At 31.9% G+C, this 22398-nt stretch carries 21 protein-coding genes and 7 tRNA genes; 18 read left to right on the top strand and 10 right to left on the bottom strand.

Features of this window, described 5'->3' with window-relative positions; translation table 11 throughout:
- Positions 1-3 precede the first annotated feature (3 nt).
- Positions 4-759 (bottom strand): sulfite exporter TauE/SafE family protein, encoded by a 756-nt coding sequence (locus tag CLCOS_RS18890; protein ID WP_063601215.1) that lies wholly within the window; start codon positions 757-759, stop codon positions 4-6.
- Between the two features lie 156 nt (positions 760-915).
- On the opposite strand from CLCOS_RS18890, the gene CLCOS_RS18885 reads away from it, so the two are divergent.
- Positions 916-1779: a LysR family transcriptional regulator gene (locus CLCOS_RS18885; protein ID WP_063601214.1), complete on the top strand. Its 864-nt coding sequence runs from the start codon at positions 916-918 to the stop codon at positions 1777-1779.
- A gap of 6 nt (positions 1780-1785) precedes the next feature.
- On the opposite strand, the gene CLCOS_RS18880 is transcribed toward CLCOS_RS18885, so the two are convergent.
- The gene (locus CLCOS_RS18880; protein ID WP_063601213.1) at positions 1786-2121 is read right to left on the bottom strand and encodes a cupin domain-containing protein; all 336 of its coding nucleotides are present in this window, start codon (positions 2119-2121) and stop codon (positions 1786-1788) included.
- A gap of 185 nt (positions 2122-2306) precedes the next feature.
- On the opposite strand from CLCOS_RS18880, the gene CLCOS_RS18875 reads away from it, so the two are divergent.
- Positions 2307-2693 carry a GtrA family protein gene (locus tag CLCOS_RS18875; protein ID WP_063601212.1) on the top strand — a complete coding sequence of 129 codons (387 nt, stop codon included), beginning with the start codon at positions 2307-2309 and terminating at the stop codon, positions 2691-2693.
- An 88-nt stretch (positions 2694-2781) separates the two neighbouring features.
- Here the strand turns inward: CLCOS_RS18875 and CLCOS_RS18870 are convergent, their stop codons facing one another.
- A complete protein-coding gene (locus tag CLCOS_RS18870; protein WP_063601211.1) occupies positions 2782-4086 on the bottom strand; it encodes a M18 family aminopeptidase in 1305 nt (434 codons plus the stop codon).
- A gap of 39 nt (positions 4087-4125) precedes the next feature.
- The gene (locus tag CLCOS_RS18865; RefSeq protein WP_063601210.1) at positions 4126-5208 is read right to left on the bottom strand and encodes an FAD:protein FMN transferase; all 1083 of its coding nucleotides are present in this window, start codon (positions 5206-5208) and stop codon (positions 4126-4128) included.
- Between the two features lie 121 nt (positions 5209-5329).
- Here CLCOS_RS18865 and CLCOS_RS18860 point away from each other — a divergent pair, with 121 nt between their 5' ends.
- Positions 5330-6559 (top strand): Nramp family divalent metal transporter, encoded by a 1230-nt coding sequence (locus CLCOS_RS18860; RefSeq protein WP_063601209.1) that lies wholly within the window; start codon positions 5330-5332, stop codon positions 6557-6559.
- 63 nt (positions 6560-6622) lie between these two features.
- On the opposite strand, the gene hydF is transcribed toward CLCOS_RS18860, so the two are convergent.
- The 3 genes from hydF to CLCOS_RS18845 all read right to left on the bottom strand — a co-directional run bounded on the left by hydF (position 6623) and on the right by CLCOS_RS18845 (position 9732).
- A complete protein-coding gene (hydF, locus tag CLCOS_RS18855; RefSeq protein WP_013240802.1) occupies positions 6623-7858 on the bottom strand; it encodes a [FeFe] hydrogenase H-cluster maturation GTPase HydF in 1236 nt (411 codons plus the stop codon).
- A 19-nt stretch (positions 7859-7877) separates the two neighbouring features.
- Positions 7878-9275, bottom strand: coding sequence for an aspartate ammonia-lyase (locus CLCOS_RS18850; protein WP_013240801.1), 1398 nt, complete (start codon positions 9273-9275; stop codon positions 7878-7880).
- A 160-nt stretch (positions 9276-9435) separates the two neighbouring features.
- A complete protein-coding gene (locus CLCOS_RS18845; protein WP_023162498.1) occupies positions 9436-9732 on the bottom strand; it encodes a hypothetical protein in 297 nt (98 codons plus the stop codon).
- A gap of 176 nt (positions 9733-9908) precedes the next feature.
- On the opposite strand from CLCOS_RS18845, the gene CLCOS_RS18840 reads away from it, so the two are divergent.
- The 3 genes from CLCOS_RS18840 (at position 9909) to CLCOS_RS18830 (ending at position 13700) form a co-directional block, all read left to right on the top strand.
- A complete protein-coding gene (locus CLCOS_RS18840) occupies positions 9909-11312 on the top strand; it encodes an NAD(P)/FAD-dependent oxidoreductase (RefSeq protein ID WP_063601208.1) in 1404 nt (467 codons plus the stop codon).
- 64 nt (positions 11313-11376) lie between these two features.
- Positions 11377-12663 (top strand): adenylosuccinate synthase, encoded by a 1287-nt coding sequence (locus CLCOS_RS18835; protein ID WP_013240799.1) that lies wholly within the window; start codon positions 11377-11379, stop codon positions 12661-12663.
- Positions 12664-12944: 281 nt separating this feature from the next.
- Complete coding sequence (locus tag CLCOS_RS18830) at positions 12945-13700, top strand: acyl-[acyl-carrier-protein] thioesterase (RefSeq protein ID WP_013240798.1); 756 nt, start codon at positions 12945-12947, stop codon at positions 13698-13700.
- 24 nt (positions 13701-13724) lie between these two features.
- Here CLCOS_RS18830 and CLCOS_RS18825 read toward each other — a convergent pair whose 3' ends face one another.
- Positions 13725-14954 (bottom strand): NAD(P)/FAD-dependent oxidoreductase, encoded by a 1230-nt coding sequence (locus tag CLCOS_RS18825; protein WP_063601207.1) that lies wholly within the window; start codon positions 14952-14954, stop codon positions 13725-13727.
- A 341-nt stretch (positions 14955-15295) separates the two neighbouring features.
- Between CLCOS_RS18825 and CLCOS_RS18820 the strand changes: the two genes are divergently transcribed.
- The 9 genes from CLCOS_RS18820 (at position 15296) to CLCOS_RS18780 (ending at position 17448) form a co-directional block, all read left to right on the top strand.
- On the top strand, positions 15296-15676 hold the full coding sequence (locus tag CLCOS_RS18820; protein ID WP_013240796.1) for a CoA-binding protein: 381 nt from the start codon (positions 15296-15298) through the stop codon (positions 15674-15676).
- 10 nt (positions 15677-15686) lie between these two features.
- Positions 15687-16502, top strand: a complete 816-nt coding sequence (locus tag CLCOS_RS18815) for a pyruvate, water dikinase regulatory protein (RefSeq protein ID WP_013240795.1) — start codon at positions 15687-15689, stop codon at positions 16500-16502.
- Between the two features lie 225 nt (positions 16503-16727).
- Positions 16728-16802, top strand: a tRNA-Glu gene (locus CLCOS_RS18810).
- 15 nt (positions 16803-16817) lie between these two features.
- Positions 16818-16893: transfer RNA gene (locus CLCOS_RS18805), tRNA-Val, on the top strand.
- Positions 16894-16898: 5 nt separating this feature from the next.
- A tRNA-Asp gene (locus tag CLCOS_RS18800) sits at positions 16899-16975 on the top strand.
- 144 nt (positions 16976-17119) lie between these two features.
- Positions 17120-17194: transfer RNA gene (locus CLCOS_RS18795), tRNA-Glu, on the top strand.
- 15 nt (positions 17195-17209) lie between these two features.
- Positions 17210-17285: transfer RNA gene (locus CLCOS_RS18790), tRNA-Val, on the top strand.
- Positions 17286-17290: 5 nt separating this feature from the next.
- Positions 17291-17367 (top strand) — tRNA-Asp (locus CLCOS_RS18785).
- Between the two features lie 5 nt (positions 17368-17372).
- Positions 17373-17448 (top strand) — tRNA-Thr (locus CLCOS_RS18780).
- A gap of 50 nt (positions 17449-17498) precedes the next feature.
- On the opposite strand, the gene CLCOS_RS18775 is transcribed toward CLCOS_RS18780, so the two are convergent.
- Positions 17499-18485, bottom strand: a complete 987-nt coding sequence (locus tag CLCOS_RS18775; protein ID WP_063601206.1) for an ATP-binding protein — start codon at positions 18483-18485, stop codon at positions 17499-17501.
- Positions 18478-19476, bottom strand: coding sequence for a DnaD domain protein (locus CLCOS_RS18770; protein ID WP_013240793.1), 999 nt, complete (start codon positions 19474-19476; stop codon positions 18478-18480). Before CLCOS_RS18770 ends, CLCOS_RS18775 begins: the two co-directional genes overlap by 8 nt.
- Positions 19477-19831: 355 nt before the next feature.
- Between CLCOS_RS18770 and CLCOS_RS18765 the strand changes: the two genes are divergently transcribed.
- Genes CLCOS_RS18765 through CLCOS_RS18755 form a run of 3 tightly spaced genes read left to right on the top strand, consistent with a single transcriptional unit; the run spans position 19832 to position 22387 of the window.
- A complete protein-coding gene (locus CLCOS_RS18765; RefSeq protein ID WP_013240792.1) occupies positions 19832-20899 on the top strand; it encodes an NAD(P)H-dependent flavin oxidoreductase in 1068 nt (355 codons plus the stop codon).
- A 38-nt stretch (positions 20900-20937) separates the two neighbouring features.
- Positions 20938-21414 (top strand): MarR family winged helix-turn-helix transcriptional regulator, encoded by a 477-nt coding sequence (locus CLCOS_RS18760; protein WP_063601205.1) that lies wholly within the window; start codon positions 20938-20940, stop codon positions 21412-21414.
- Positions 21407-22387 (top strand): beta-ketoacyl-ACP synthase III, encoded by a 981-nt coding sequence (locus CLCOS_RS18755; protein WP_063601204.1) that lies wholly within the window; start codon positions 21407-21409, stop codon positions 22385-22387. Before CLCOS_RS18760 ends, CLCOS_RS18755 begins: the two co-directional genes overlap by 8 nt.
- Positions 22388-22398: the final 11 nt, after the last annotated feature.

Here is a 22398-nt window from a genome sequence, read left to right as displayed (position 1 = left end):
GCATCATAGTACCATACTATAAAGTAGTTTAACCGCTACAGTTAAAGACATGGTAATAAAAATAGGCTTTATGAGTTTAGAACCTTTCATTAAAGCGATCCTTGTCCCAAGATTTGCACCTATTATCATGCATAGTGCGATGGGGATACCTATCTTATAATTAATTTCTCCCCTTATTGCAAATACGAGTACAGAAGCAACATTCCCTATAAAGTTCATTATTTTACAATTTCCGCTGGCTCTTACAAAATCAAATTTGTATATGCTTACAAGTCCGAAAATTAAGAAAGTACCTACACCAGCACCTAGAAAACCATCGTAAAATCCTAAAGATAAAGCAAGAATAATGCCTAAACATATATTCTTTGGTGATATATGCTTAAATTTATCTTCAAGTCCTATATTTTTAGAAAATAAGCTGTACAACCCTACAAATAGTAATAATATAAGCACTATTACATTAAGGTAACGTGATTTTATGCTAAGTACAACATTTACCCCTAAAGTAGCCCCGATAAAACTAAAAGGAAGTAAATACTTTAGTATTTTAAAGTCTACCTTTTTAGATTGAGTAAATTTAATTGAACTGGACAGTGTTGAACAGCAAGAAGTAAATTTATTTGTACCTAATGCTAGATGGGGAGGAATTCCTATTAGTAAAAAAGCTGGCAAACTTATTATTCCACCACCTCCAGATATAGAATCTACAACAGCTGAAAAAAAGCATATTATACATAAAAAAATTAGGTTGTTAGTCATTGATATCCCCCTAATATAAATAAATATTTTATGAATGTAATGTGGTTAAATTTTCATGTATAATTATAACAAAGAAGATTACATACAAAAAATATATAAAAAGTATTACAATTATATTAATAAAATATAACTATAATTTGGGAAGTGATTGTTTATATGGACATCAAACAGCTAAAATACTTTCTTGCAATTGCAAAAGAGAAAAATATAACGAAAGCTGCTGAAAAGCTATATATGGCTCAACCTCCACTTAGCTATCAATTGAAATTACTTGAGGAGGAGTTGGGTGTTAAGCTTATAGAGAGAAATACTCATAAAATACAGTTAACAGATGTAGGCAAGAGATTACAATACCGTGCCCAGCAAATGTTAAAATTAATGGAAACTACTGAAAAAGAATTAAAAGATATAAATGAAGGTCTCCAAGGAACATTATCAATTGGTACAGTACCATCTTCAGGAGCAGCGCTTTTACCAGATAGAATTCAGAAATTTTATAAAAAATATCCAGGCATTGATTTTCAAATATGGGATGGAGATACTCATAGAATATTAGATTTACTAAAGAGTGGAATAATAGAAATTGGAATTATACGAACACCATTTAATGGAGAAATTTTTGAATCTATATGTTTACCAAAGGAGTCAATGGTAGCTGCTAGTAGCAGTTTAAATTGGAATGAAAAACAGAATTATATGGAGATGACTGAGCTTGCAAATAAATTTCTAGTAATAGACAGGAGATTTGAAAATGTTATAGTTAAGGCATGCCGTAAGGAAGGATTTGAACCTAAAATTATTTGCAGAGGAGATGATGTCAGGTCAATATTATTGTGGGCAAGTACTGGAATAGGAACAGCTATTGTACCTGAGGCTGCTATTGGACTTATTCCCAATTCAAATTTGAATTATAAGAAAATTGAACTAGTTTCTGTAGAAACACAGACAGCTATAATATGGATGAAAAATCAATATTTGTCTTCAGCAGCCAGACACTTTTTAAAAACATTTAAGGTGTAAAATTATTTAATATTTTACTACTGTTAAAAGCATTTTGAATTTTTCTACAGCTTTTAGTCCATGAGGGATGTCAGAAGGCATTATTATAGTTTCACCTGATTTTAAAATAAAAATATTACCACCTATTGTAATTTCAGCTGTGCCATCTAGTATTTGAACCATAGCATCGCCAGAAGTCACATGCGTGCTTATACCTTCACCTTTGTCTAGTGAAAATAAAGTAATATTTGAAGTAGGAATTTGTGCTATAGTTTTGCTTATAACCTGACCTTCTTGATAAGAGATAAGATCTTTTAAATTAAGCACTTTTGAAAATTCTATGTTCCTCATTAAATTGTTCATAATGTTACCTCCTAGAAATTTTAATTATAGTATAAGCTTGTTTTTGGTAAAAATACGTACCATAAGATACCATATATAATAATTATTTTTTAAGGGATTATTAAGATTAATAGACTAAAATCATCTATAATCAATACTTATATTGTTTGAAAATTAAACAATAATGAATATGGTAGGGGTATAAGATGATTCTAAGTTTATTAGGTAGAAAAAAACAATTTATAAAATATGCTACTTCAGGAACTTTAAATACGATTATAACATTGGTTATTTATAATTTACTCATTAAGGTTAATGTTGACTATATAGTTTCAAACACTATGGCGTATATTTTTGGAGTTGCCAATGGATTTGTCTTAAATAAGATATGGGTATTTAAATCTGATGGGAGAGTAAGTGCTTTACTTACGAAATTTGTTATTGTAAATTTAATTTCACTTATTTTTAGTACGGCAATTTTATTTTGTCTGATCAACAATTTATATATCAATGAAATATTAGCTCAGGTGATAGCAACTATTATTACTGGAATAGTTAACTATATATTAAATAAGTTATGGACATTTTCTTGAACATATATTAATATTTTGCTTCTTTATTAATGGATAGATAACTAAAAAAGGTTTTTGGAAAATCTAAAAACCTTTTTTATATAAAATATTATAGATCGTAAAATTTATTAAACGATTCTAAGGCATACACATAATCTTTTATGCCACCTAATTCTCTTACGGAATGCATGGATAATATAGCTAAGCCCATGTCTAAGGAAGTCATGTTTATATGACTTGAAGATATTGGACCTATAGTTGAACCTCCTCTTTCATCTGATCGATTCACAAATACTTGAACAGGAACTCCAGCTTCGCAGCATATATTTTTATATATGGCACTGGATACAGCGTCTGTAGTATAGCTCTGGCTGGCACTTATTTTTATAATAGGGCCTTTATTTATAATAGGTCTGTTTACAGGATCAGATTTCTCTCCATAGTTTGGATGAAGTGCATGACCTAAATCACAGGATATTATGAATGATTTTGATATAGCTCTGTAAAAATCATCCTTGTTTTTACCAAGATTGAAAGCTATTCTTTCTAATATAGACAAGAGCATAGGTGAATTTGCACCTTGTTTTGTGGTGCTCCCTACTTCTTCATTGTCAAAGCATACCATTACATTTGTAGTATTTTTAATCTTGCTATTTGAAATTGCCTTTATTCCTGAGTAAACCATGCTTAAATCATCTAGTCTTCCCGAGGATACAAATTCCTGGTCAGCTCCTATTATGCTGCCTTTTTCGAATTCGTATAGGAATAAGTCAAAATCCAATATATCTTCTTCAGGTACTGAAAGTTCTTCGCTTATAATTTGAGTAAGATAATGTCCCTGTTTGAATTTGTCATTTACTAGTGCTAAAAGAGGGAGCATATGCTTTTGCCTATTTAATTCAACACCTGAATTTATATTTCTATTCATATGTATTGCTAAGTTTGGTATTATCATAAGAGGTCTTTTTATATTTAAAAGTTTTATATCGGGATGGAAGGAGTCTTTACCTTTTAGAACAATCCTTCCTGCTAGTGAAAGAGGTCTGTCCATCCATGTATTTAATATTGGACCTCCGTATACTTCTGTATTTAGCTTTACATAAGCACCCTCTACTTCTATGTCTGAATTTGGTTTTACTCTAAAGCTGGGTGAATCAGTATGGGCTCCTATTATTCTAAACCCCTCATTTTCAAGTTCACCTTTTCCAACTGTAAAAGCAATAAGGGCAGATTGATTTTTAGTTACAAAATATTTACCTCCCTTTTTTATTTTTAAGGCATCCCCCTCCTTAATTTCTACAAATCCAAATTTTTTAAGTTCAGATACAGCATTTTTTACTGCATGAAAGGAAGTTGGACTTTCGTAAATATAATTTATAAGTTCTTCAGCCTGTTCAATTTCATAATTTTTCATAATGTCCTCCTTAAAATCTAGATAGATAATTTATCTATGTTAATTTGCTATTTTAAAACTTTTATTTAAATCAGAAAATTTAGCTTTAAACTTTGATGATGTGTAAACCTTATTATCTTTGGTAGTAACCTCGCAAGATATACCAGGTGTTTTGTTTACCAAATTTATACCTTCCTTAGGGCCTAATTCAAATACAAGAAGAGACATGATATCGGCTGTGGTATTACTATCAGAGATATTATTGTCAACTATAACAGTTACACTCATAACCCCATTATCTACAGGATATCCTGTTGCAGGATTAAGTATATGGTGATATCTTTTACCATTTTTTATAAAATACCTTTCATAATCACCTGAGGTAGATAATCCTTCGTTTGATAGTTTAACTATACCTAGCATATCATCACCTCTAGGGTTTTTAATTCCTATTCCCCAAGGGGAATTACTTTCATTTTTCCCAACTGCATATATAGAACTTGAGCCTAAATCTATAAGTCCGTTTTTTATATTATATTTTTTGTAAATTTTTAATACTTCATCAGCAGCAAATCCTTTGGCAATTCCGCCTAAATCTATGGCCATGCCGGGCTGCGTTAGCATAACACTGCTATTTTTTTCATCAATTTTGATCTTATCATATCCGACCAATGGTAATTTAGATTTAATTTCTGAATCCGATGGTAGTCTTGCTTTGTCGGTACCTATTCCCCATAGGTTTACTATAGGACCTACTGTAATATCCCATTTACCATTACTTATTTTTGAATATTTTTGTGAGAGTTTTATCATTTTAATTATTTCAGGGTTAACCTTTACATAGCTTTTGCCTGAAGCGTTGTTAATTTTCATAATATCGCTGCTATTTACAGTAGTACTTGCCATATCATTTAGTTGATACAATTTTTTAACACTTTCATCTACTGCTTTTTGAGCATTAGGCCCATAGGCTTTTAAATCCATTGGTGTATCCATCGTTATTATGTTTTTTTCATAGAGCTGATTATTAGAAGTGTTATTGTAAGAACATGAACTAAGTAGTAAAATGAATGACAAACAAACTATTAGTTTTAAAACATGGAATTTTATCTGTGAACTGTATTTTTCACCATTTCGTAACATTTTACATCACCTCATATGTTATATTATATATGACTCATGTTTGTACATCAACTAAAGGAAAAGAGGTATAATTTATGTATATATAAATGTAATGTATATATAAAAATAGGAGAATAAAAATATGAAAAAGAAAAATAAATTTTTATTGATATTAAGCATAATTGGTCCTGGATTAATTACAGTAAATGCTGGAAATGATGCAGGAGGTATTACTACTTATGCGACTGTTGGAGCATCCTATGGTTACAACATGCTTTGGGGATTGTTATTAATAACATTTAGCTTGTCTGTTATACAGGAAATGAATGCTAGAATGGCTGTTGTGACAGGAAAGGGACTTTCTGATTTAATCAGAGAAAATTTTAGCGTTAAGCTTGCTTTTTTTGCAATGATAATTTTATTTGTTGCTAATTTTGGTGTTTGTGTAGGTGATTTTGCTGGTATAGCTGCTAGCATGGATATGTTTGGAATAAATAAATATATTTCTGTTCCTATAATGGCGTTTGTTGTTTGGTTTCTTATTACAAAAGGGTCTTATTCAAATATAGAAAAGATATTTTTAGCTTTTACATTTGTGTTTTTTTCTTATATAATAACTTGTTTTATAGAAAAACCAGATTGGAATCATGTAATAAGAGCAACTTTTACTCCTACTTTAAAATTTGACAGTGGATTTATTTTGGCATTTATAGGAATGATAGGTACTACAATTACACCATATATGCAGTTTTATCTTCAATCTTCTGTAGTAGATAAGGGATTGCAAATAAAAGACTATAAATATGAAAAATTAGATGTATATTTAGGTTCCATTTGGGGAAATTTGGTTGCATTTTTTATAATAATATGTACTGCTGTTACCTTATACAAAGCAGGAATAAAAATAGATAGTGCCAGACAAGCTGCACAGGCACTTAAGCCGCTAGCAGGAAACTATGCGTCGATCCTCTTTGGAGTTGGACTTTTCGGAGCATCTGTGCTTGCATGTATGGTTATTCCATTGTCTACTTCATATGCAATATGCGAGTGCTTTGGACTTGAAAGCGGATTAGATCATAAGTATAAGGAATCACCTGCTTTTTATGGTATTTTTACTTTTATGATAATATTTAGTTCAATAATAGTATTGATACCTAATGTATCATTAGTAGGGGTTATGCTTATTACCCAACAGCTTGCAGGAATTTTATGTCCTATTATATTAATATTTATGGTATTACTTACTAATAACAAAGAACTTATGGGTGAGTATGTTAACAATGGATTACAAAATATTATTATATGGGTAACAGTAATATTTATAATTGTTCTTTCAGTAATTCTTTTTGTTTCACCTTTTATTAAAATTTAGTATATATAAAAAATTAGAAATAAAAAATCAACGGTAAAAATTGCAGCCGCTGATTTTTTTAGGTCAATTTTCATCATCCCATGCCATTTTAGCTAGTGGAAATGGTTTTAAAGCTCTATCTAGTATACCTTGGACATATGCAATAAGTATGCCATAGTTTACAATAGGGACATTAAGCTCTTTTGCAGTATTTATTCTATAAAGCATTGCGGCTCTATTTAACATGCAAGCACCGCAGTGAACTACTAAGGCATATTTCTTTATTTCTTCTGTAAAAGAAACGCCAGATGAAAATTCGAAATCTATTTTTTTACCGGTAATTTGTCGTATCCATCTAGGAATTTTTACTTTACCTATATCATCAGATTGTCTATGGTGAGTGCAGCCTTCTGCAATAAGTACTTTGTCTCCATCTTCTAATTTTTTTACAGCTTTTACTCCTTTTATAAGTTCTACTAGGTCTCCTTTGCATCTTGCAAATAGGATGGAGAAGGAAGTCATCAATATATCTTTTGGGGTATCTGCTGCTACTTTTAAAAATGCCTGAGAATCTGTAACTACTATTTTAGGTTTTTTCCCTAGGTTTTGTAAGGTTTCTCTAAGTTCGAATTCTTTAGTTACCACTGCAGTAGCATCACTTTCCAGTATATCTCTTATGGTTTGCTGCTGAGGGAGAATAAGTCTTCCTTTAGGAGCTGCTTTATCTATTGGAGTTACAAGAACCACAAAGTCTCCAGGGTTTATTAAATCACCAATTACTTTAAATTTATCTTCACTTTGAGGTTGCGCAGCTATTATTTGATTTTTTAACTCAAGTATACCTTTTCTTTTAAGTGCAGATACTTTTACAATTGGTATTTTGAGTTCTTTTTTCATATGTTCTACATCTAAATCTTTTATATCAGCAGCATCGATTTTGTTTAAGACTCCTATAAGGGGAATTTTTTTATTTTTTATTTGATTTATTATAGACTCGTCATAATCTGTAATTCCAACAGTTGAATCTATTACAATTATTGATATGTCAGTTTTATTTAAAACACTTAATGTTTTTTCTTTTCTAAGTTCGCCGAGCTCGCCCTCATCATCAAGACCTGCGGTATCTATTATTACACAGGGGCCTATGGGAAGTATCTCCATAGATTTATAGACTGGATCTGTAGTAGTACCCCTTACATCTGATACAATGGCTATATCTTGTCCTGTTAAGGCGTTTATAATACTTGATTTGCCTGCATTCCTTTTGCCAAAGAGTGCTATATGTGTTCTTACTGAGCGAGGTGTTTCATTTAAACTCATAAGTAATCTCCTCCAATATTTATTTGCCAGGTATACCTGGTTTTGTCAGCTGATATGGATTTATTATTTCATCTATTTTTTCCTTAGGCAGTATTTTTTCTTCATATAGAATTTCTCTTATAGTTTTATGATTTTTTAAGGCTTTCTTTGCAAGCTCACTAGCTTTATCATAACCTATGTAATGTACTAATGCAGTTACCAGTGCTGTGGAATTTTCAAGATTTTTTTTACAATTTTCTTCATTTACTTTGATTCCGTTAATGCACTTTTCTCTAAATAGTGTAACTGTTCTTTCTAAAAGTTCTAGAGATTCAAGTAGACATTCTGCAATGAGAGGAGTGAATGCATTTAACTCCAATTGACCTGAACTGCTGGCCATAGTAATTGCTGTGTCGTTTGATATTACTCTCATACTTACTTGTGCCACCATTTCAGCTATGACTGGATTTACTTTTCCTGGCATAATAGTAGAACCTGCTTGTACCTTTGGAAGAATGATTTCTCCTATTCCTCCAAAAGGTCCTGAATTTAAAAGCCTTAAATCATTTGAGATTTTTAAAAGGTTGCAGGCTAGGGACTTTAAAAGTCCTGAGACCTCAACAAATACATCGCAATTTTGAGTAACATCCATAGGATAATCGGAACGGGCAATTCCAAGACCGGTTAAGTCTTGAAGTACATCGGTTATCTTATATATAAATTTATTAGTTGCATTAAGGCCTGTACCTATAGCGGTACCGCCTATGTTGATTTCCCTGAGTCTTTCTTCTACTTTATATATTCTCCATCTATCTCGAGCGATTGCTTTGGCGTAAGCCCCAAAACCTTGTCCTACCATCATGGGAAGCGCATCCATTAGCTGAGTTCTACCTAATTTCAATATATCTGAAAAATCGTTTTCTTTAACTTGAAGTTCTTCCTGAAGATCGGACAGGCAACTGCTTAGTTTTCTTATGCGTCGTATAGCTGCGATTCTAAGAGCAGTAGGATAAACGTCATTTGTGGATTGAGACATATTAACATCATTTAAAGGATGTACTAATGAATAGTTTCCCTTTTCGCCGCCAAGTATTTCTATAGCTCTATTTGCTATGACTTCATTTACATTCATATTTGTGGATGTGCCGGCTCCACCTTGAAATGCACTTAACTTAAATTGATTGTCAAATTTGCCGCCGATAACTTCTTCACTAGCTTTAATTATGGCATCGGCTTTTTCAATTTTAAGTTCTCCTAAATCTTTATTGACTAGGGCAGCTGCTTTTTTTATGAGTGCAATTTCTTTAACTAAATTTAAATTAATAGTTTTGTTCTGTAAATTAAAATTTTCTAAAGCTCTTTCAGTATTAATACCAAAATAGGAAGAGGCTTCAACTTCCTTTTCTCCAAGTAAATCTTTTTCTACTCTAAAGTTCACATTTTATCCCCCTTAAGTTAATAACTAAAATTTAACTTATTAATATTTTATAACAAAAAAGCTAAAAATAAAATAGAATGCAATTTTGAAGACAAACATAAAAATAAGCACTTAAATTTAATTAAGTACTTATTTTCAAGAGGTATAGAAGTATTAAGGTTTACCAATCCCAGTCATCAAAATCAATTGGGAATACAATCGGGAATATGAATGGGGAATATGGCATTCTGTGTCTACGTCTACGTCTGTGTCTTCTTCTCCTTCTTCCATGTTGTCTGTATAGATCATCTCCTGATTCAGCAAAATCATCCTCTTCATCCATCATTTCTGGATTGTAGGGGCAGTTATATACAGGGCAGTAATAAGCAGGGGAAGAAGTATAAGTATCTTCATCAGCACGATCATAATACTGGATGTTTTCTTCTTTATCATTTGAGTTATTTTGACTGGTATTCATTTAATGCCTCCATAAGATTTACTATATTATCATAGTATGATGAAAGGAAAAACTTGTTACAGAAAATTTAACTATGGAGTTTTACGAATTTTATTATTATTTTAATAAAAATTATTCGTACTTTTCTGTTGACTGTAACATACAATTTTGATACCATATTGTAGGAGGGATGCTATTTGAAAGAAAAATATGATGTAATAATAGTTGGAGCTGGTCCTGCGGGAATATTTACTGCTTTAGAAGTTACAAAGCTTAACAAAAATCTAAGTGTACTTATAATTGATAAAGGCAGAAATATAGAGGATAGAAAGTGTCCGGCTAGGATAAATGGAAAGTGTGTAAATTGCAATCCATGTGGTATCACTTCTGGCTGGTCAGGTGCAGGAGCTTTTTCTGATGGAAAGCTTTCTTTAAGCCCAGAAGTCGGGGGTAGAATTTTAGAGTATTTTTCAGAAGATGAATGTAAAAGGTTAATAAAATATTGTGATGATATATATTTAAATTTTGGAGCTAACAAGGTTGTATATGGATTAAACAATGAAAATATAGATAAGATAAAATATGAAGCAAGCAAATATAATATTCGTCTTATACAGTGTCCTGTTAGGCACCTGGGAACAGAGTTAGCCTATGAAGTACTGAAAAAAATGTATTACCATCTTTTGAATAACACAAACACTGAATTTAGTGAACTTACTACAGTAGATGAGATATTGGTAGAAGGTGATAGTGTAATTGGAGTTTGTGTGGAAAACAAGGATGGTAAGAAAAAGGTTTTAGCAGATAATGTAGTAGTTGCTCCAGGCAGGGGTGGTGCAGAATGGTTTTCAAATGAATCCAAAAAGTTAAAATTAAGAACTACAAATAATGCTGTAGATATAGGTGTTCGAGTTGAAGTACCAAATTCAATAATGGATCATTTGACTAAAGACTTATATGAAGCCAAACTTGTATATTATTCTGATACTTTTGATAATAAGGTTAGAACTTTTTGCATGAATCCAGGTGGTGTAGTATCAGAAGAGCACTATGATGGCACCATAGCAGTTGTAAATGGGCATAGTTATGAAGAAAAAGAATTGAGAACAGAAAATACAAACTTTGCAATGCTCGTTTCTACATCCTTTACGGAGCCCTTCAACCAACCTATAACCTATGGTAAGTATATTGCAAAGCTTGGAAATATGCTTACTGGAAATGGCATAATGGTGCAAAGGCTGGGAGATTTATTAAATGGAAGAAGAACTGATTATTCAAGACTTAAAAAATCTACTACTATTCCAACTTTAAAATCAGCAGTGCCTGGAGACTTAAGTTATGTTTTGCCTCAGAGATATCTTACATCTATAGTCGAGGCACTAAAAGCTTTTAATAATGTTGCACCAGGACTTTATAGTAAAAATACACTTTTGTATGGAGTGGAGGTAAAATTCTATTCTAGTAAATTTGATACAAATGATAAGTTTGAAACTCCTATAAAGAATTTATATGCCATAGGAGATGGTGCAGGTATTACAAGAGGACTTATGCAGGCATCAGTAACAGGTGTAGTAGTTGGAAGAGACATAGTTAGCAAGTAATTGTAAATTATTATATATTATTTTGAAAGATTTGGGTTATACAAAAAAAGGGGAGGAAATTCTCATGTCAGCATTTATTGTTTTAGGATCCCAATGGGGTGATGAAGGAAAAGGAAAGATGACAGATTATCTTGCAAAAGGGGCAGATGTTGTTGTCAGATTTCAAGGTGGAAATAATGCAGGTCATACAGTTGAAGTAGGAGATAAGCAATATAAACTTCATCTTGTACCATCTGGAATATTGTATAAAGATAAGGTGAATGTAATTGGAAATGGAGTAGTGCTTGATCCAAAAGCATTATTTGAAGAAATGGATTATTTAAAAGACCTAGGAGTAGACATATCACCTGAAAATTTAATAATAAGTGATAGAGCCCAACTTATTATGCCGTACCATAAGATATTAGACGGTATAAAAGAGAGAGCAAGAGGTAAAAAAGATATAGGAACTACAGGAAAAGGAATTGGACCGTGCTATACGGATAAAATGGAAAGAAGCGGCATAAGGGTTTGTGACCTTATGCACCAGAACATATTTGAAGAAAACCTAAAAGAAAATTTAAAAATAAAGAATGACATAATAACTAAGGTTTATGGAGAAAAGGCTCTTGACTTTGATACTATATACAATGAATATATTGATTATGCAAAGAAATTAGCCCCTTATGTTAAAGATATATCTGTAGAAGTATATAATAGTATAAAAGGTGGAAAAAAGGTATTATTTGAAGGTGCACAGGGTACTTTGCTAGATATAGATTATGGAACTTATCCTTATGTTACATCTTCAAGCACTATTGCTGGTGGAGTATGTATTGGTTCAGGAATAGGACCTACTATGATAACAGGAGCAGTAGGTATTGCAAAGGCGTATACTACAAGAGTAGGAAAAGGACCTTTCCCTACAGAGCTTTTTGACAAAACAGGAGAATGGATTAGGGAAAATGGTCATGAATATGGAGTTACTACAGGAAGAGCTAGAAGATGTGGATGGCTAGATCTAGTAATACTTAAGACTAGCAGCAGAGTTTCTGGACTTACAAGCTTTGCTATTACAAAAATAGATACTTTAGCAGGACTTGAAAGGGTAAAAGCATGTGTAGGATATAAATTTAATGGAAAAGTTATAGACTACGTACCTGCAAGTTTAGAAGATTTAGCTAAATGTGAACCTGTATATGAAGAATTTGAAGGTTGGGGCAGGGAAATAGAAAATGCCAAAACTTATGACGAGTTACCACAGAATGCTAAAAAATATTTAAATAGAATAGAAGAATTTACGGGAACAAAAGTATCTATAGTATCTGTTGGACCAAGAAGAGATCAGACAATAGATGTAAGTGAAATATAAACAGAGTTCTTGGTATCAGATGGAGTTTTGACTCCACCTGATACTTAGAAATCGTTATCCAGGGACGTAGCTGCTCTTTACTCCTACTTGGAGAAGTAGGAGTATTAGAGCAGGTAGGCATCGGATAAAATTAAAGTTATCACCCTTAAATAAGTTTATTAAATTAAGTTTATTTAAGGGTGAATTTTTTATCTTTAGCAATTTTATTCTACAGAAAAAATGAAAATTATATTATAATATAGATGTGATGAAAATGCATAAGGTGAGGAGGGTAAATAAAATTGGGAAAGTTAGTTACTGAAAAAGAATACGAGGTCCAATACTATGAAATAGATTTTAGAAAGAAGTTGCTTGTAACAAGTCTTATGAATTATTTTGAAGATGTATCTACAAAACAATCAGAAGACATAGGAGGAGGACTTGATTACTTAAAACGAAAAGGGGTAGCTTGGGTACTATATAAATGGGATATACATATTGATAGGCATCCTAATTATGGTGAAAAAATAGCAGTTCAAACTAAAGCATATTCCTTTAGAAAGTTCTATGGATATAGGACCTTTAAGGCTTTAGATGATAAGGGAAATGTCATTGCATCAGCCAATTCAATATGGCTTCTTATAGATAAGGAAAAACGTAAAGTAATCAGGATAACTGAAGATATGTATAAAATGTATGGTGTAGCTGAAAATGAGATAAAACCGTTGATCATTAAAAAGATAAAGTTACCAGAACAGTTTGACATAGAAAAAAGTTTTAATGTAAGGTACAGTGATATAGATACCAACAGGCATGTCAATAATGTTAAGTATGTAGACTGGATTGTGGAAACTATACCTCTTGATATAGTGCTTAATTTTACTATAAAAAATCTAAATATAACTTATGAAAAAGAGGCATTATATGGAGAAAAAATAAAAATATATACTAAACTGCAAAAGAAACAAAATAGTTATATATCTCTGCATAAGATAGTAGATCAAGAGGAAAAGGAATTATCAGTAATAGAAGCGGTTTGGGATAAAAATGAAGAATAAAAAGCAGAGAGAAAGGCTGATGAATTATGTTTCAGCAGCACTTTTCCCTGCAGTAAATCCTGAACTCCAGGCCCATTGTAAATTAAAACCACCACAGTCACCATCCACATCCAAAATCTCTCCTGCAAGATATAAATTTTTTATTTTTTTTGATTCTAAAGTAATGCTATTTACTTGAGAGGTGTCGACTCCTCCGCAGGTAACTTGAGAATTTTTAAAGGAATTAGTATCATATACTGTAAATTGCCAGGATTTGAGCAAGTGACATATATTCTTTTTTTCCTGCCAGTTTAATTCACTACATGGTTTGTGAATATCTTCAACGGATGATTCCTTTAAAAGTATAGGTATGATTTTTTTATTTATCACTCCTATGAAGGAGTCGAATATACTTCTGTAACCAAAAATTCCCCAACGATTTTCTAAGAATTCTATTAAATCCTTTTCTTCAAAATCTGGAAGCATGTCAATTTTGATCTTAACGGACTTTTTACTAAATAAATTACAGGAGGCTATACGACTTATATCAAGTATAGGTGGCCCTGATATTCCATAGTCTGTAAATAATATTTCTCCATATTCTCTTTTTTGTATTATATTATCCACAATTATATATACATACCCATTGAATTTTACTCCCGATAAGGCTTTTAAATGATTATAGCTTAATTTCAATTGTACAAGGCCAGGAAGGGGAGGTATTATACTGTGGCCAAGGTTTTTACATAGAGTAAATCCCGAACCGTCAGATCCTGTATTAGGGGCAGATTTGCCACCTGTACATAATATTAGTTTATTACATTCGTAAATTTCATCATTACAGTATATTTTAAAGGATTTTTTATTAAAGGCTATATTACTGACTTTTGAATTTAAATAAACAGGTATATTTCGATCTTCAATAGCCATTTTTAATATATCTAGTACGGAAGATGATTGAAGGGAAAGGGGATACATCCTTCCATTTTCCAAGGTTGTAATTGGAAGACCTAGTGAATTAAAAAAGTTTATTGTGTCGTCAAGGGAAAAACTATTTAAGACACTTTCAAAAAAATGAGTATTTTTACTGTGATATCTGCAAAAATCTATATTTTTATTAGTTATATTACATCTACCATTTCCAGTTGATAATATTTTATTACCGATTCTACTTTTAGATTCTAAAATTGCTACGTCTTTTCCTCTGTCTTTTACTGTAATTGCAGCCATGATACCAGAAGCACCTGCACCAATTACTATGATTTCATGAAACATGTAGATACATCTCCTATTTAAAAAAATTCATTTATCCGATCGCTACCATTGCTAACACCCCCATCTTTTATCAAAGTGGGGGATAAGCACTGTTACGCGCCTGGATAAGTTCTCCTAAGGTTCAGCTGGAGAAAGTCATCCTTATAAGCAAGCTCCATCTGAGCCTAAGAATCACTTGATAGTTATATTTTAACTTACTTGTACTTTTTTTAATACAGTTTGCAAAAAAATATATATTTAACGGCAGTTTGTAATATAATAAAAACAACATTATAAACATGAACGAAGTAAAAATTCGTTTCTATAACCTTATATATTTTGTAAAAAGGAGTGTTGTCCAAATGGAAGCTGCTAATTTTCTATACTATAAGAACTGGGTAGTAGTTGGTGATGTGTCTAATGAAGAAAAATATGCTTTTAAAATATTAAGTTCTCTTAAGGGTGCAATGTATAATGCAGAGGGAGTGAATCCTAGAGATGCTAGCGGAAAGGTATACAAATCTTTAAGTGAAATACCTTTTAAAGTAGATGTACTTGATTTATGCATAAATCCTAAAACTGGTATTGATATAGTTAAAAAGGCTTTTGAGATTGGTATAGACAAAATATTAATACAGCCAGGTGCAGAAAGTGAGGAAATATTAAATTTCTGCAGTAATAATGGAATTTCTGCAGTAAAAGGATGCGCACTTGTAGAACTTACGAAAAAACATAAAGCTTAGGAGGTTTTTTATGCTTAAAATATATGCAGTTTCTGACTCTATAGGTGAGACTGCAGAACTTGTTGCTAAAGGTGCTGCTAGCCAATTTTATTCAGAGATAGAAGTACATAGGGTACCTTATATAAAGAGTTATGAGGATGTAAATGAATTTATAAATGGGTTAGAAAGCAAAGAAAATATCATGGTTATATCTACAATAGTCCTTGTAGAAGTAAGAGAATTTCTGGTTCAAAGGTGTGTAGAATGTGGTATTCCTATAAATAATATTTTAGGACCTTGTATAAGTATGGTATCAAGGATACTAAATAAAATACCTGAATATAGGCCAGGTGCTGTATGGGAAATAGATTCTGAGTATTATAAAAAGGTAGAGGCAGTAGAGTTTGCCATAAAGTATGATGATAGCAAGGATAATTCAGGAATAAAATATGCGGATGTTGTTCTTTTAGGCCTTTCTAGAACTTCTAAAACGCCACTTTGTATGTACCTTGCAAATAAGGGAATAAAAGCTTTGAACATACCGCTTATGCCGGAAGTACCTGTGCCAGAGGAGTTGTTTGAGATTGATAGAAAAAAGATTGTAGCCCTTACTATAGATCCAGTCCACTTAATCGAAGTAAGAAAACATAGAATAGATAGATACAATACTATATCTAATAGGTTTAAGTATGCAAATGAAGAAAGGGTTCTTCAGGAATTAGAATTTTCAGATAAGCTTATAAGAAGATTAAGGTGTAAGGTAATAGATGTGACAAAAAGGGCAATAGAGGATACAGCATTAATTGTAATGGAATATATAGGATACATGGAATCAAAAGGTTATTAAAGTACAAATTTTATTATAAGAAGGCCGTTTTTTGCTTTTAGATTCAAAATTATATGAGAAATTTTAAATTATGAAATTTACTTAATACGTTGATACATAAGGGATTACAAAGAAAAGCCTAAAGATGTCCAATAAAATATCACAAAAAAGTATTGACACTTTATAAAAAATTTTGTATTATAGTGTATGTCAGGTCGTCAGGTACGACTTAATAAAACAGTATAAGGCCCCTTGGTCAAGTGGTTAAGACACCACCCTTTCACGGTGGTAACAGCAGTTCAAGTCTGCTAGGGGTCACCAAGAATAAGTATATGTGGGCGCATAGCTCAGCTGGGAGAGCATCTGCCTTACAAGCAGAGGGTCACAGGTTCGAGCCCTGTTGTGCCCACCACATATGGCTCAGTAGCTCAGCTGGTTAGAGTGCCGGCCTGTCACGCCGGAGGTCAAGGGTTCGATCCCCTCCTGAGTCGCCATTATCTATGGTTATGCATAGAGTTGATTTTTAAGTTTAACTTAAAGAGAAGTCTACACTTAAGGTGAGGGTTACTTGTTTAAGTTAAAGCTCTTAGTTTATGCTGTGTAGTAATAGTTAAAGATTTGCATTGACAATTAAATAAGGCCCCTTGGTCAAGTGGTTAAGACACCACCCTTTCACGGTGGTAACAGCAGTTCAAGTCTGCTAGGGGTCACCAAGAATAAGTATATGTGGGCGCATAGCTCAGCTGGGAGAGCATCTGCCTTACAAGCAGAGGGTCACAGGTTCGAGCCCTGTTGTGCCCACCACATATGGCTCAGTAGCTCAGCTGGTTAGAGTGCCGGCCTGTCACGCCGGAGGTCAAGGGTTCGATCCCCTCCTGAGTCGCCATATGTGCTGGCATGGCTCAGCAGGTAGAGCAACTGACTTGTAATCAGTAGGTCGTGGGTTCGATTCCTACTGCCAGCACCAAAAATAAGAATGTATTTTTAAATACATTCTTATTTTTTTATTTAGATATTTTATTTGAAATTTTTATTTTGTATATTTTGTTTTATTCTTATGTCCTCTCCGAAAAATTTGTATAAGGTAAATTCTCCAAGCAATCTAGATGAAATTCTCTCTGAATAGCATTTTAAAATTTCTTCTAAGTCATAATTTGTTGATACAAGCATTTTGCTTTGTTTCAATAGTTTTTTATTTAAAAGGTTAAATAGTTCAGTTTTAGAAAAATCGGTTATTTGTTCAGATCCTAAATCATCTATTATAAGTAGATCACAATTCATTAAAATATCTTCCAATTCTATGCTATTGTTGAACCGTATATCCTTTAGGTCTTTAATCAAGGATTCAGAGGTTCTATAAATTACTAAAAAACCTCTGTCTATCAATTCTTTTGCTATACAATTTGATAAGAAGGTCTTTCCAGTTCCGGCAGATCCATAAAATAATAAGTTTTCGCTGCAGTTAGAAAAATTTTCTATGTATTTCCATGATGTAGATGCTATTATTTCTATATTTTTTCTAGGGCTTGTAGGGTTTCCCTCACTTTTGGTGGAGGAATATAGCTGAAAGTTAAAGTTATCGAAGTTATTCTTAACTAGCATATTTTTGAAGTCAGAATTGCTGTAGTAAAGTTTAATAAGTTTTTGTTTGTAGCAGCTGCATTTTTTGTTCCCAATGAATCCAGTGTCTTTGCATTTATCACATTTATAGGACATATCTAAATAATTCACAGGATAATTATTAGATGTTAAAATATGAGCTTTTTTTATCCTTAAATCTGAAATTTTTTGGTGAAGTTCCTTTAAGTAAATATCCTTATCTGAAACATTGTTTAATATATTTATTGATAATTTTAAGGAAAGTTTACCTATTTGATTTTGTATGTTTAATACTTCAGGTAGGTTTTTTTTAATTTCTTCCTTCCGCAAGCCTAAAGCTTTTTTATCATCGTCTCTTATTTTTTCATATATTTTCATTATATTAGAGTGATAGCTTTTAATCATTCTTATCCCATCCTAGTAGTTTTTTCTCCAAGTCTTTAAAGTCATAGTTTCTCTGTTTAAAATTGTTGAAGGTTCCTTTTGAACTTTTATTTTCTGTAATTCTCTTTACATTTTTAAAGTTGCTTTTATTTACTTTCTTTAAATCTTTTTTTTCTATATCTTCTAATGTCTTAATTTTATCTTTATTCCAGCTTGTTAATATTCCATCAATATATTTAAAGTCAGCCTTATTTATTCTTTGAAAACATATATCACAAGCTTTATATATAATTTCCACTGAGAAATTATAAGCTTGAATCCATTTAGAAAGTAAATCCTCTTGAGGCTTCATTATTTCCCCATCTTTTATACCAAGATAGCCTAAAATTTTTCTTATTTTAATCCATTTATCTTCATGTTTTTTTATAAAAGACTGTGCATCATTTATATCTTTTATTTTAGCGTCAAACCAAGATATTGCAGTTTTTTCTATATATCTGCTGTTGGTTTTACCTTTTAAAGCACAGTATTGAACTAAAAGAAGTATAATCTCTGGAGAAAAATTAAAATCATTTAACCAGCTTATGTACATAGTCATTTCTTTTGAAGACAAGGTCCTACCCAAGGATTTTTCTATGTCTTCAAGCATATCTTTAATAGAAGTTTTATTTAATTCTTCAAGTAAATTTATATCATCTTCTTTTTCATTGTCTCTATCTGATAAATCTAAAAATTCTATGTTATAATTCCCCATATTGTCAACAGGTACCATTTTAATAACATTTTCGTCATTCCAGTAGTTCCAAGCATTTAAAACATCCGTTTCTAAAAGATGCAAAGCACTTGCAACAATTTGAGAGCTAACTCCTAACTCACCTGATTTGCAATATTTTAGCCCAAGCAGGTATACTTTAACAAATTCCCCTCGGGCTTTAGGCATAAACTTATCTATAAAAACGTTGCTTACAGGAGTATAATTAGCTTCAGCAGTCTTAAATACAAAAGTACTCATATATTTTTTACCTACCTTTATAAGCTTTGTTTTAAAAAGCTATCATATAAATATTATAACAAAATATAAAAAGTATAACAATGTAATACTTTTGGAATTATTTTCTATATTTAAGTTTACTAACTTTTCAATTTATTATATTATAGAGTTTAAAGACATAGTTTTAAACTATTTTATTTTAATATTATATTAAAATTACTTGATTATACTAAGGCAAATAGGATAAAATTAAATTTTAGAATATAGTAGTCTTTAATCTTAAAATTTTAAGATGCTGGACAGTTAAAAGTTTTTAATATATACTTTGAATATCAAAATATTCGAGTATCAAAAATTATTTGAAGGAGGGGGTCACATGAAATTACCTCCATTAATCATAGGAGATCTAAAAGCTAAAATACCTATTATACAAGGTGGAATGGGCGTAGGAATTTCCCTACATAATTTAGCACAGGCAGTAGCAAATGAAGGTGGCATAGGTATAATTTCTACAGTGCAGATAGGATATAGAGAACCTGATTTTGAAGCTAACCCAACGGAGGCTAACCTTAGAGCATTGAGAAAGGAAATACAAAAAGCTAAAGAATTAAGCCCTAAAGGTATAATTGGAGCAAATATTATGGTGGCTATAAATGATTATAATGATATGGTAAAGACTTGTATCGAGGAAAAAGCTGATATTATAATATCCGGAGCAGGACTTCCACTTAATCTACCTAAGCTTGTTGAGGGAAGCAGCATAAAGATAGCACCTATAGTTTCTTCAGGAAAGGCAGCTTCTCTTATAATTAGACACTGGTTGAAAAAATATTCTAGACTTCCGGATTTAGTTGTAGTAGAAGGACCTAAAGCTGGGGGACATTTGGGATTTCATTTAGAACAATTGCAAGAGGGAAAAGAATGTTTAGAAGATATAGTATGTGAAGTAATCAAAGTAGTTAAATATTTTAGAGAAAAATATAATAAAAATATTCCTGTAGCAGCAGGTGGTGGAATATATACAGGAGCGGATATTGCAAAATTCTTCAAGTTGGGTGTAGATGCAGTACAGATGGGAACACGTTTTGTGGCAACTGAAGAATGTGATGCTAGCATAAACTTTAAAAAGGCATACATAGATTCAGAAAAAGAGGATATAAAAATAATAAAAAGTCCTGTAGGGCTTCCTGGAAGAGCTTTAAGAAATAAGCTTATAAGGCAAGCTGAAGAAGGGAGAATTGCGCCTAAAAGGTGTTACAATTGTTTGAAAAAGTGTAATCCTAAGGAAACTCCTTATTGTATATCTAGAGCACTGATCAATGCTGTTAAAGGAAATATAGATGAAGGGCTTATTTTTGTTGGAAGTAATGCTTATAGGGTAAACAAAATTGTAAAGGTTAAGGAACTTATGAAAGAGTTAGTTTTAGAAGCAGAAAGTATTTGATATAAGTGGCATAAATTAATTGTCAAAGTGGTGATCTAGTGAACAAAGGTATAAATGTTATAAATGAATTGTTAGTAGATCTTTTTAACGATATTTTAGTAATAGAACAAAAATCCCTTCAATATGCAACATTTAAAGATTTATCTGTTACGGAGGTACACACTATAGAAGCTATAGGTATGGATAAACCGAAGAGAATGAAAGATGTTGCTTGTCAACTAGATATAACTATGGGGACCTTAACTACGGCCATAAATCGTTTAGAAAGAAAGCAATATGTTACACGAACAAGGAGTAAAGAAGATAGAAGAATTGTATACATACAGTTGACCCAAGAAGGAAAACTTGCCTTTAGAGTTCACCATAAGTTTCATTCTAATATGGTTGAAGAAATCGTAGGAGAGTTAACGGAAGGAGAAGAAGAGGTTTTAATTAAATCACTGGAGAAACTCAATAATTTCTTCAGATCAAAGTATAATCTAAAAATTAGATCAAAGGAGAAGAATAATGAATAAAGTAGAAATTATAGGTACAGGAAGCTATGTTCCTCCCAAGATTGTGGATAATAATGATCTGTCTCTCATAGTAGATACCAGTGATGAATGGATAACAAGCAGAACAGGGATAAAGGAGAGGAGGATATCTCAAGGAGAAGATACCTCAGATATGGCAACAAAAGCAGCTATAGAGGCAATTAAAGATGCTAAAATAAGTGTAGAAGATATTGAACTTATAGTACTTGCAACTGTTACTCCAGACAGCTTTATGCCTTCTACTGCCTGTATAGTTCAGAAAAATATAAAGGCAGTAAATGCTACATGCTTTGATGTATCGGCAGCTTGTTCAGGTTTTGCATATGCAATGGATATTGCAGTTCAATTTATAAGGGCTGGAAGGGTTAAAAATGTTCTTGTCATAGGAGCAGACACATTTTCTAAAATACTTGACTGGAAAGATAGGAGTACTTGTATATTGTTTGGTGATGGTGCGTCAGCTGCATTTTTGCAAAGTGGAGAAGAAGATCAGATACTTTCAACTTATACTGGATCAGATGGAAGTAAGGGAGATTCATTAACATGCCCTGCAGTAGCAGTAAATAATCCTTATGTTAATGGTGTTATAAACCCTATTAAGAGTGTAGTTGGAATGGAAGGAAGAGAAATATTTAAATTTGGAGTAAAAGTTTTAGAAAAATCGGTTAAAGCCCTGCTTCAACAGGCTGATTGTACTTTAGAAGAAATTAAATATATAATTCCTCACCAGGCAAATTATAGGATAATAGAATGTGCTGCAAAAAAACTTGGAATAGGTATGGATAGGTTTTACATCAATTTAGATGCTTATGGCAATACTTCTGCTGCAAGTATAGGCATAGCTCTAGATGAAGTTCGCAAAAAAAACTTAGTTAAAAAAGGAGACAAAATACTTATTGTAGGTTTTGGAGGAGGATTAACCTATGGAGGATTTATATTAAAGGTAAATTCATGATTTATATAAAA

The sequence above is a fragment of the Clostridium coskatii genome (assembly GCF_001675205.1).
GTDB classification, from domain to species: domain Bacteria; phylum Bacillota; class Clostridia; order Clostridiales; family Clostridiaceae; genus Clostridium_B; species Clostridium_B ljungdahlii.
This window is presented reverse-complemented; position numbering and strand designations above follow the sequence as displayed.

What these genes read in the sequence shown, in the direction of transcription:
- CLCOS_RS18875 (WP_063601212.1), top strand. Translation starts at nt 2,307, where the DNA reads ATGATTCTAAGTTTATTAGGTAGAAAAAAACAATTTATAAAATATGCT.
- CLCOS_RS18820 (WP_013240796.1), top strand. Translation starts at nt 15,296, where the DNA reads ATGGAAGCTGCTAATTTTCTATACTATAAGAACTGGGTAGTAGTTGGT.
- CLCOS_RS18825 (WP_063601207.1), bottom strand. Translation starts at nt 14,954, where the DNA reads ATGTTTCATGAAATCATAGTAATTGGTGCAGGTGCTTCTGGTATCATG.
- CLCOS_RS18880 (WP_063601213.1), bottom strand. Translation starts at nt 2,121, where the DNA reads ATGAACAATTTAATGAGGAACATAGAATTTTCAAAAGTGCTTAATTTA.
- CLCOS_RS18755 (WP_063601204.1), top strand. Translation starts at nt 21,407, where the DNA reads ATGAATAAAGTAGAAATTATAGGTACAGGAAGCTATGTTCCTCCCAAG.
- CLCOS_RS18870 (WP_063601211.1), bottom strand. Translation starts at nt 4,086, where the DNA reads ATGAAAAATTATGAAATTGAACAGGCTGAAGAACTTATAAATTATATT.
- CLCOS_RS18865 (WP_063601210.1), bottom strand. Translation starts at nt 5,208, where the DNA reads ATGTTACGAAATGGTGAAAAATACAGTTCACAGATAAAATTCCATGTT.
- CLCOS_RS18765 (WP_013240792.1), top strand. Translation starts at nt 19,832, where the DNA reads ATGAAATTACCTCCATTAATCATAGGAGATCTAAAAGCTAAAATACCT.
- CLCOS_RS18845 (WP_023162498.1), bottom strand. Translation starts at nt 9,732, where the DNA reads ATGAATACCAGTCAAAATAACTCAAATGATAAAGAAGAAAACATCCAG.
- CLCOS_RS18885 (WP_063601214.1), top strand. Translation starts at nt 916, where the DNA reads ATGGACATCAAACAGCTAAAATACTTTCTTGCAATTGCAAAAGAGAAA.
- CLCOS_RS18860 (WP_063601209.1), top strand. Translation starts at nt 5,330, where the DNA reads ATGAAAAAGAAAAATAAATTTTTATTGATATTAAGCATAATTGGTCCT.
- CLCOS_RS18775 (WP_063601206.1), bottom strand. Translation starts at nt 18,485, where the DNA reads ATGATTAAAAGCTATCACTCTAATATAATGAAAATATATGAAAAAATA.
- CLCOS_RS18835 (WP_013240799.1), top strand. Translation starts at nt 11,377, where the DNA reads ATGTCAGCATTTATTGTTTTAGGATCCCAATGGGGTGATGAAGGAAAA.
- CLCOS_RS18815 (WP_013240795.1), top strand. Translation starts at nt 15,687, where the DNA reads ATGCTTAAAATATATGCAGTTTCTGACTCTATAGGTGAGACTGCAGAA.
- CLCOS_RS18770 (WP_013240793.1), bottom strand. Translation starts at nt 19,476, where the DNA reads ATGAGTACTTTTGTATTTAAGACTGCTGAAGCTAATTATACTCCTGTA.
- hydF (WP_013240802.1), bottom strand. Translation starts at nt 7,858, where the DNA reads ATGAGTTTAAATGAAACACCTCGCTCAGTAAGAACACATATAGCACTC.
- CLCOS_RS18890 (WP_063601215.1), bottom strand. Translation starts at nt 759, where the DNA reads ATGACTAACAACCTAATTTTTTTATGTATAATATGCTTTTTTTCAGCT.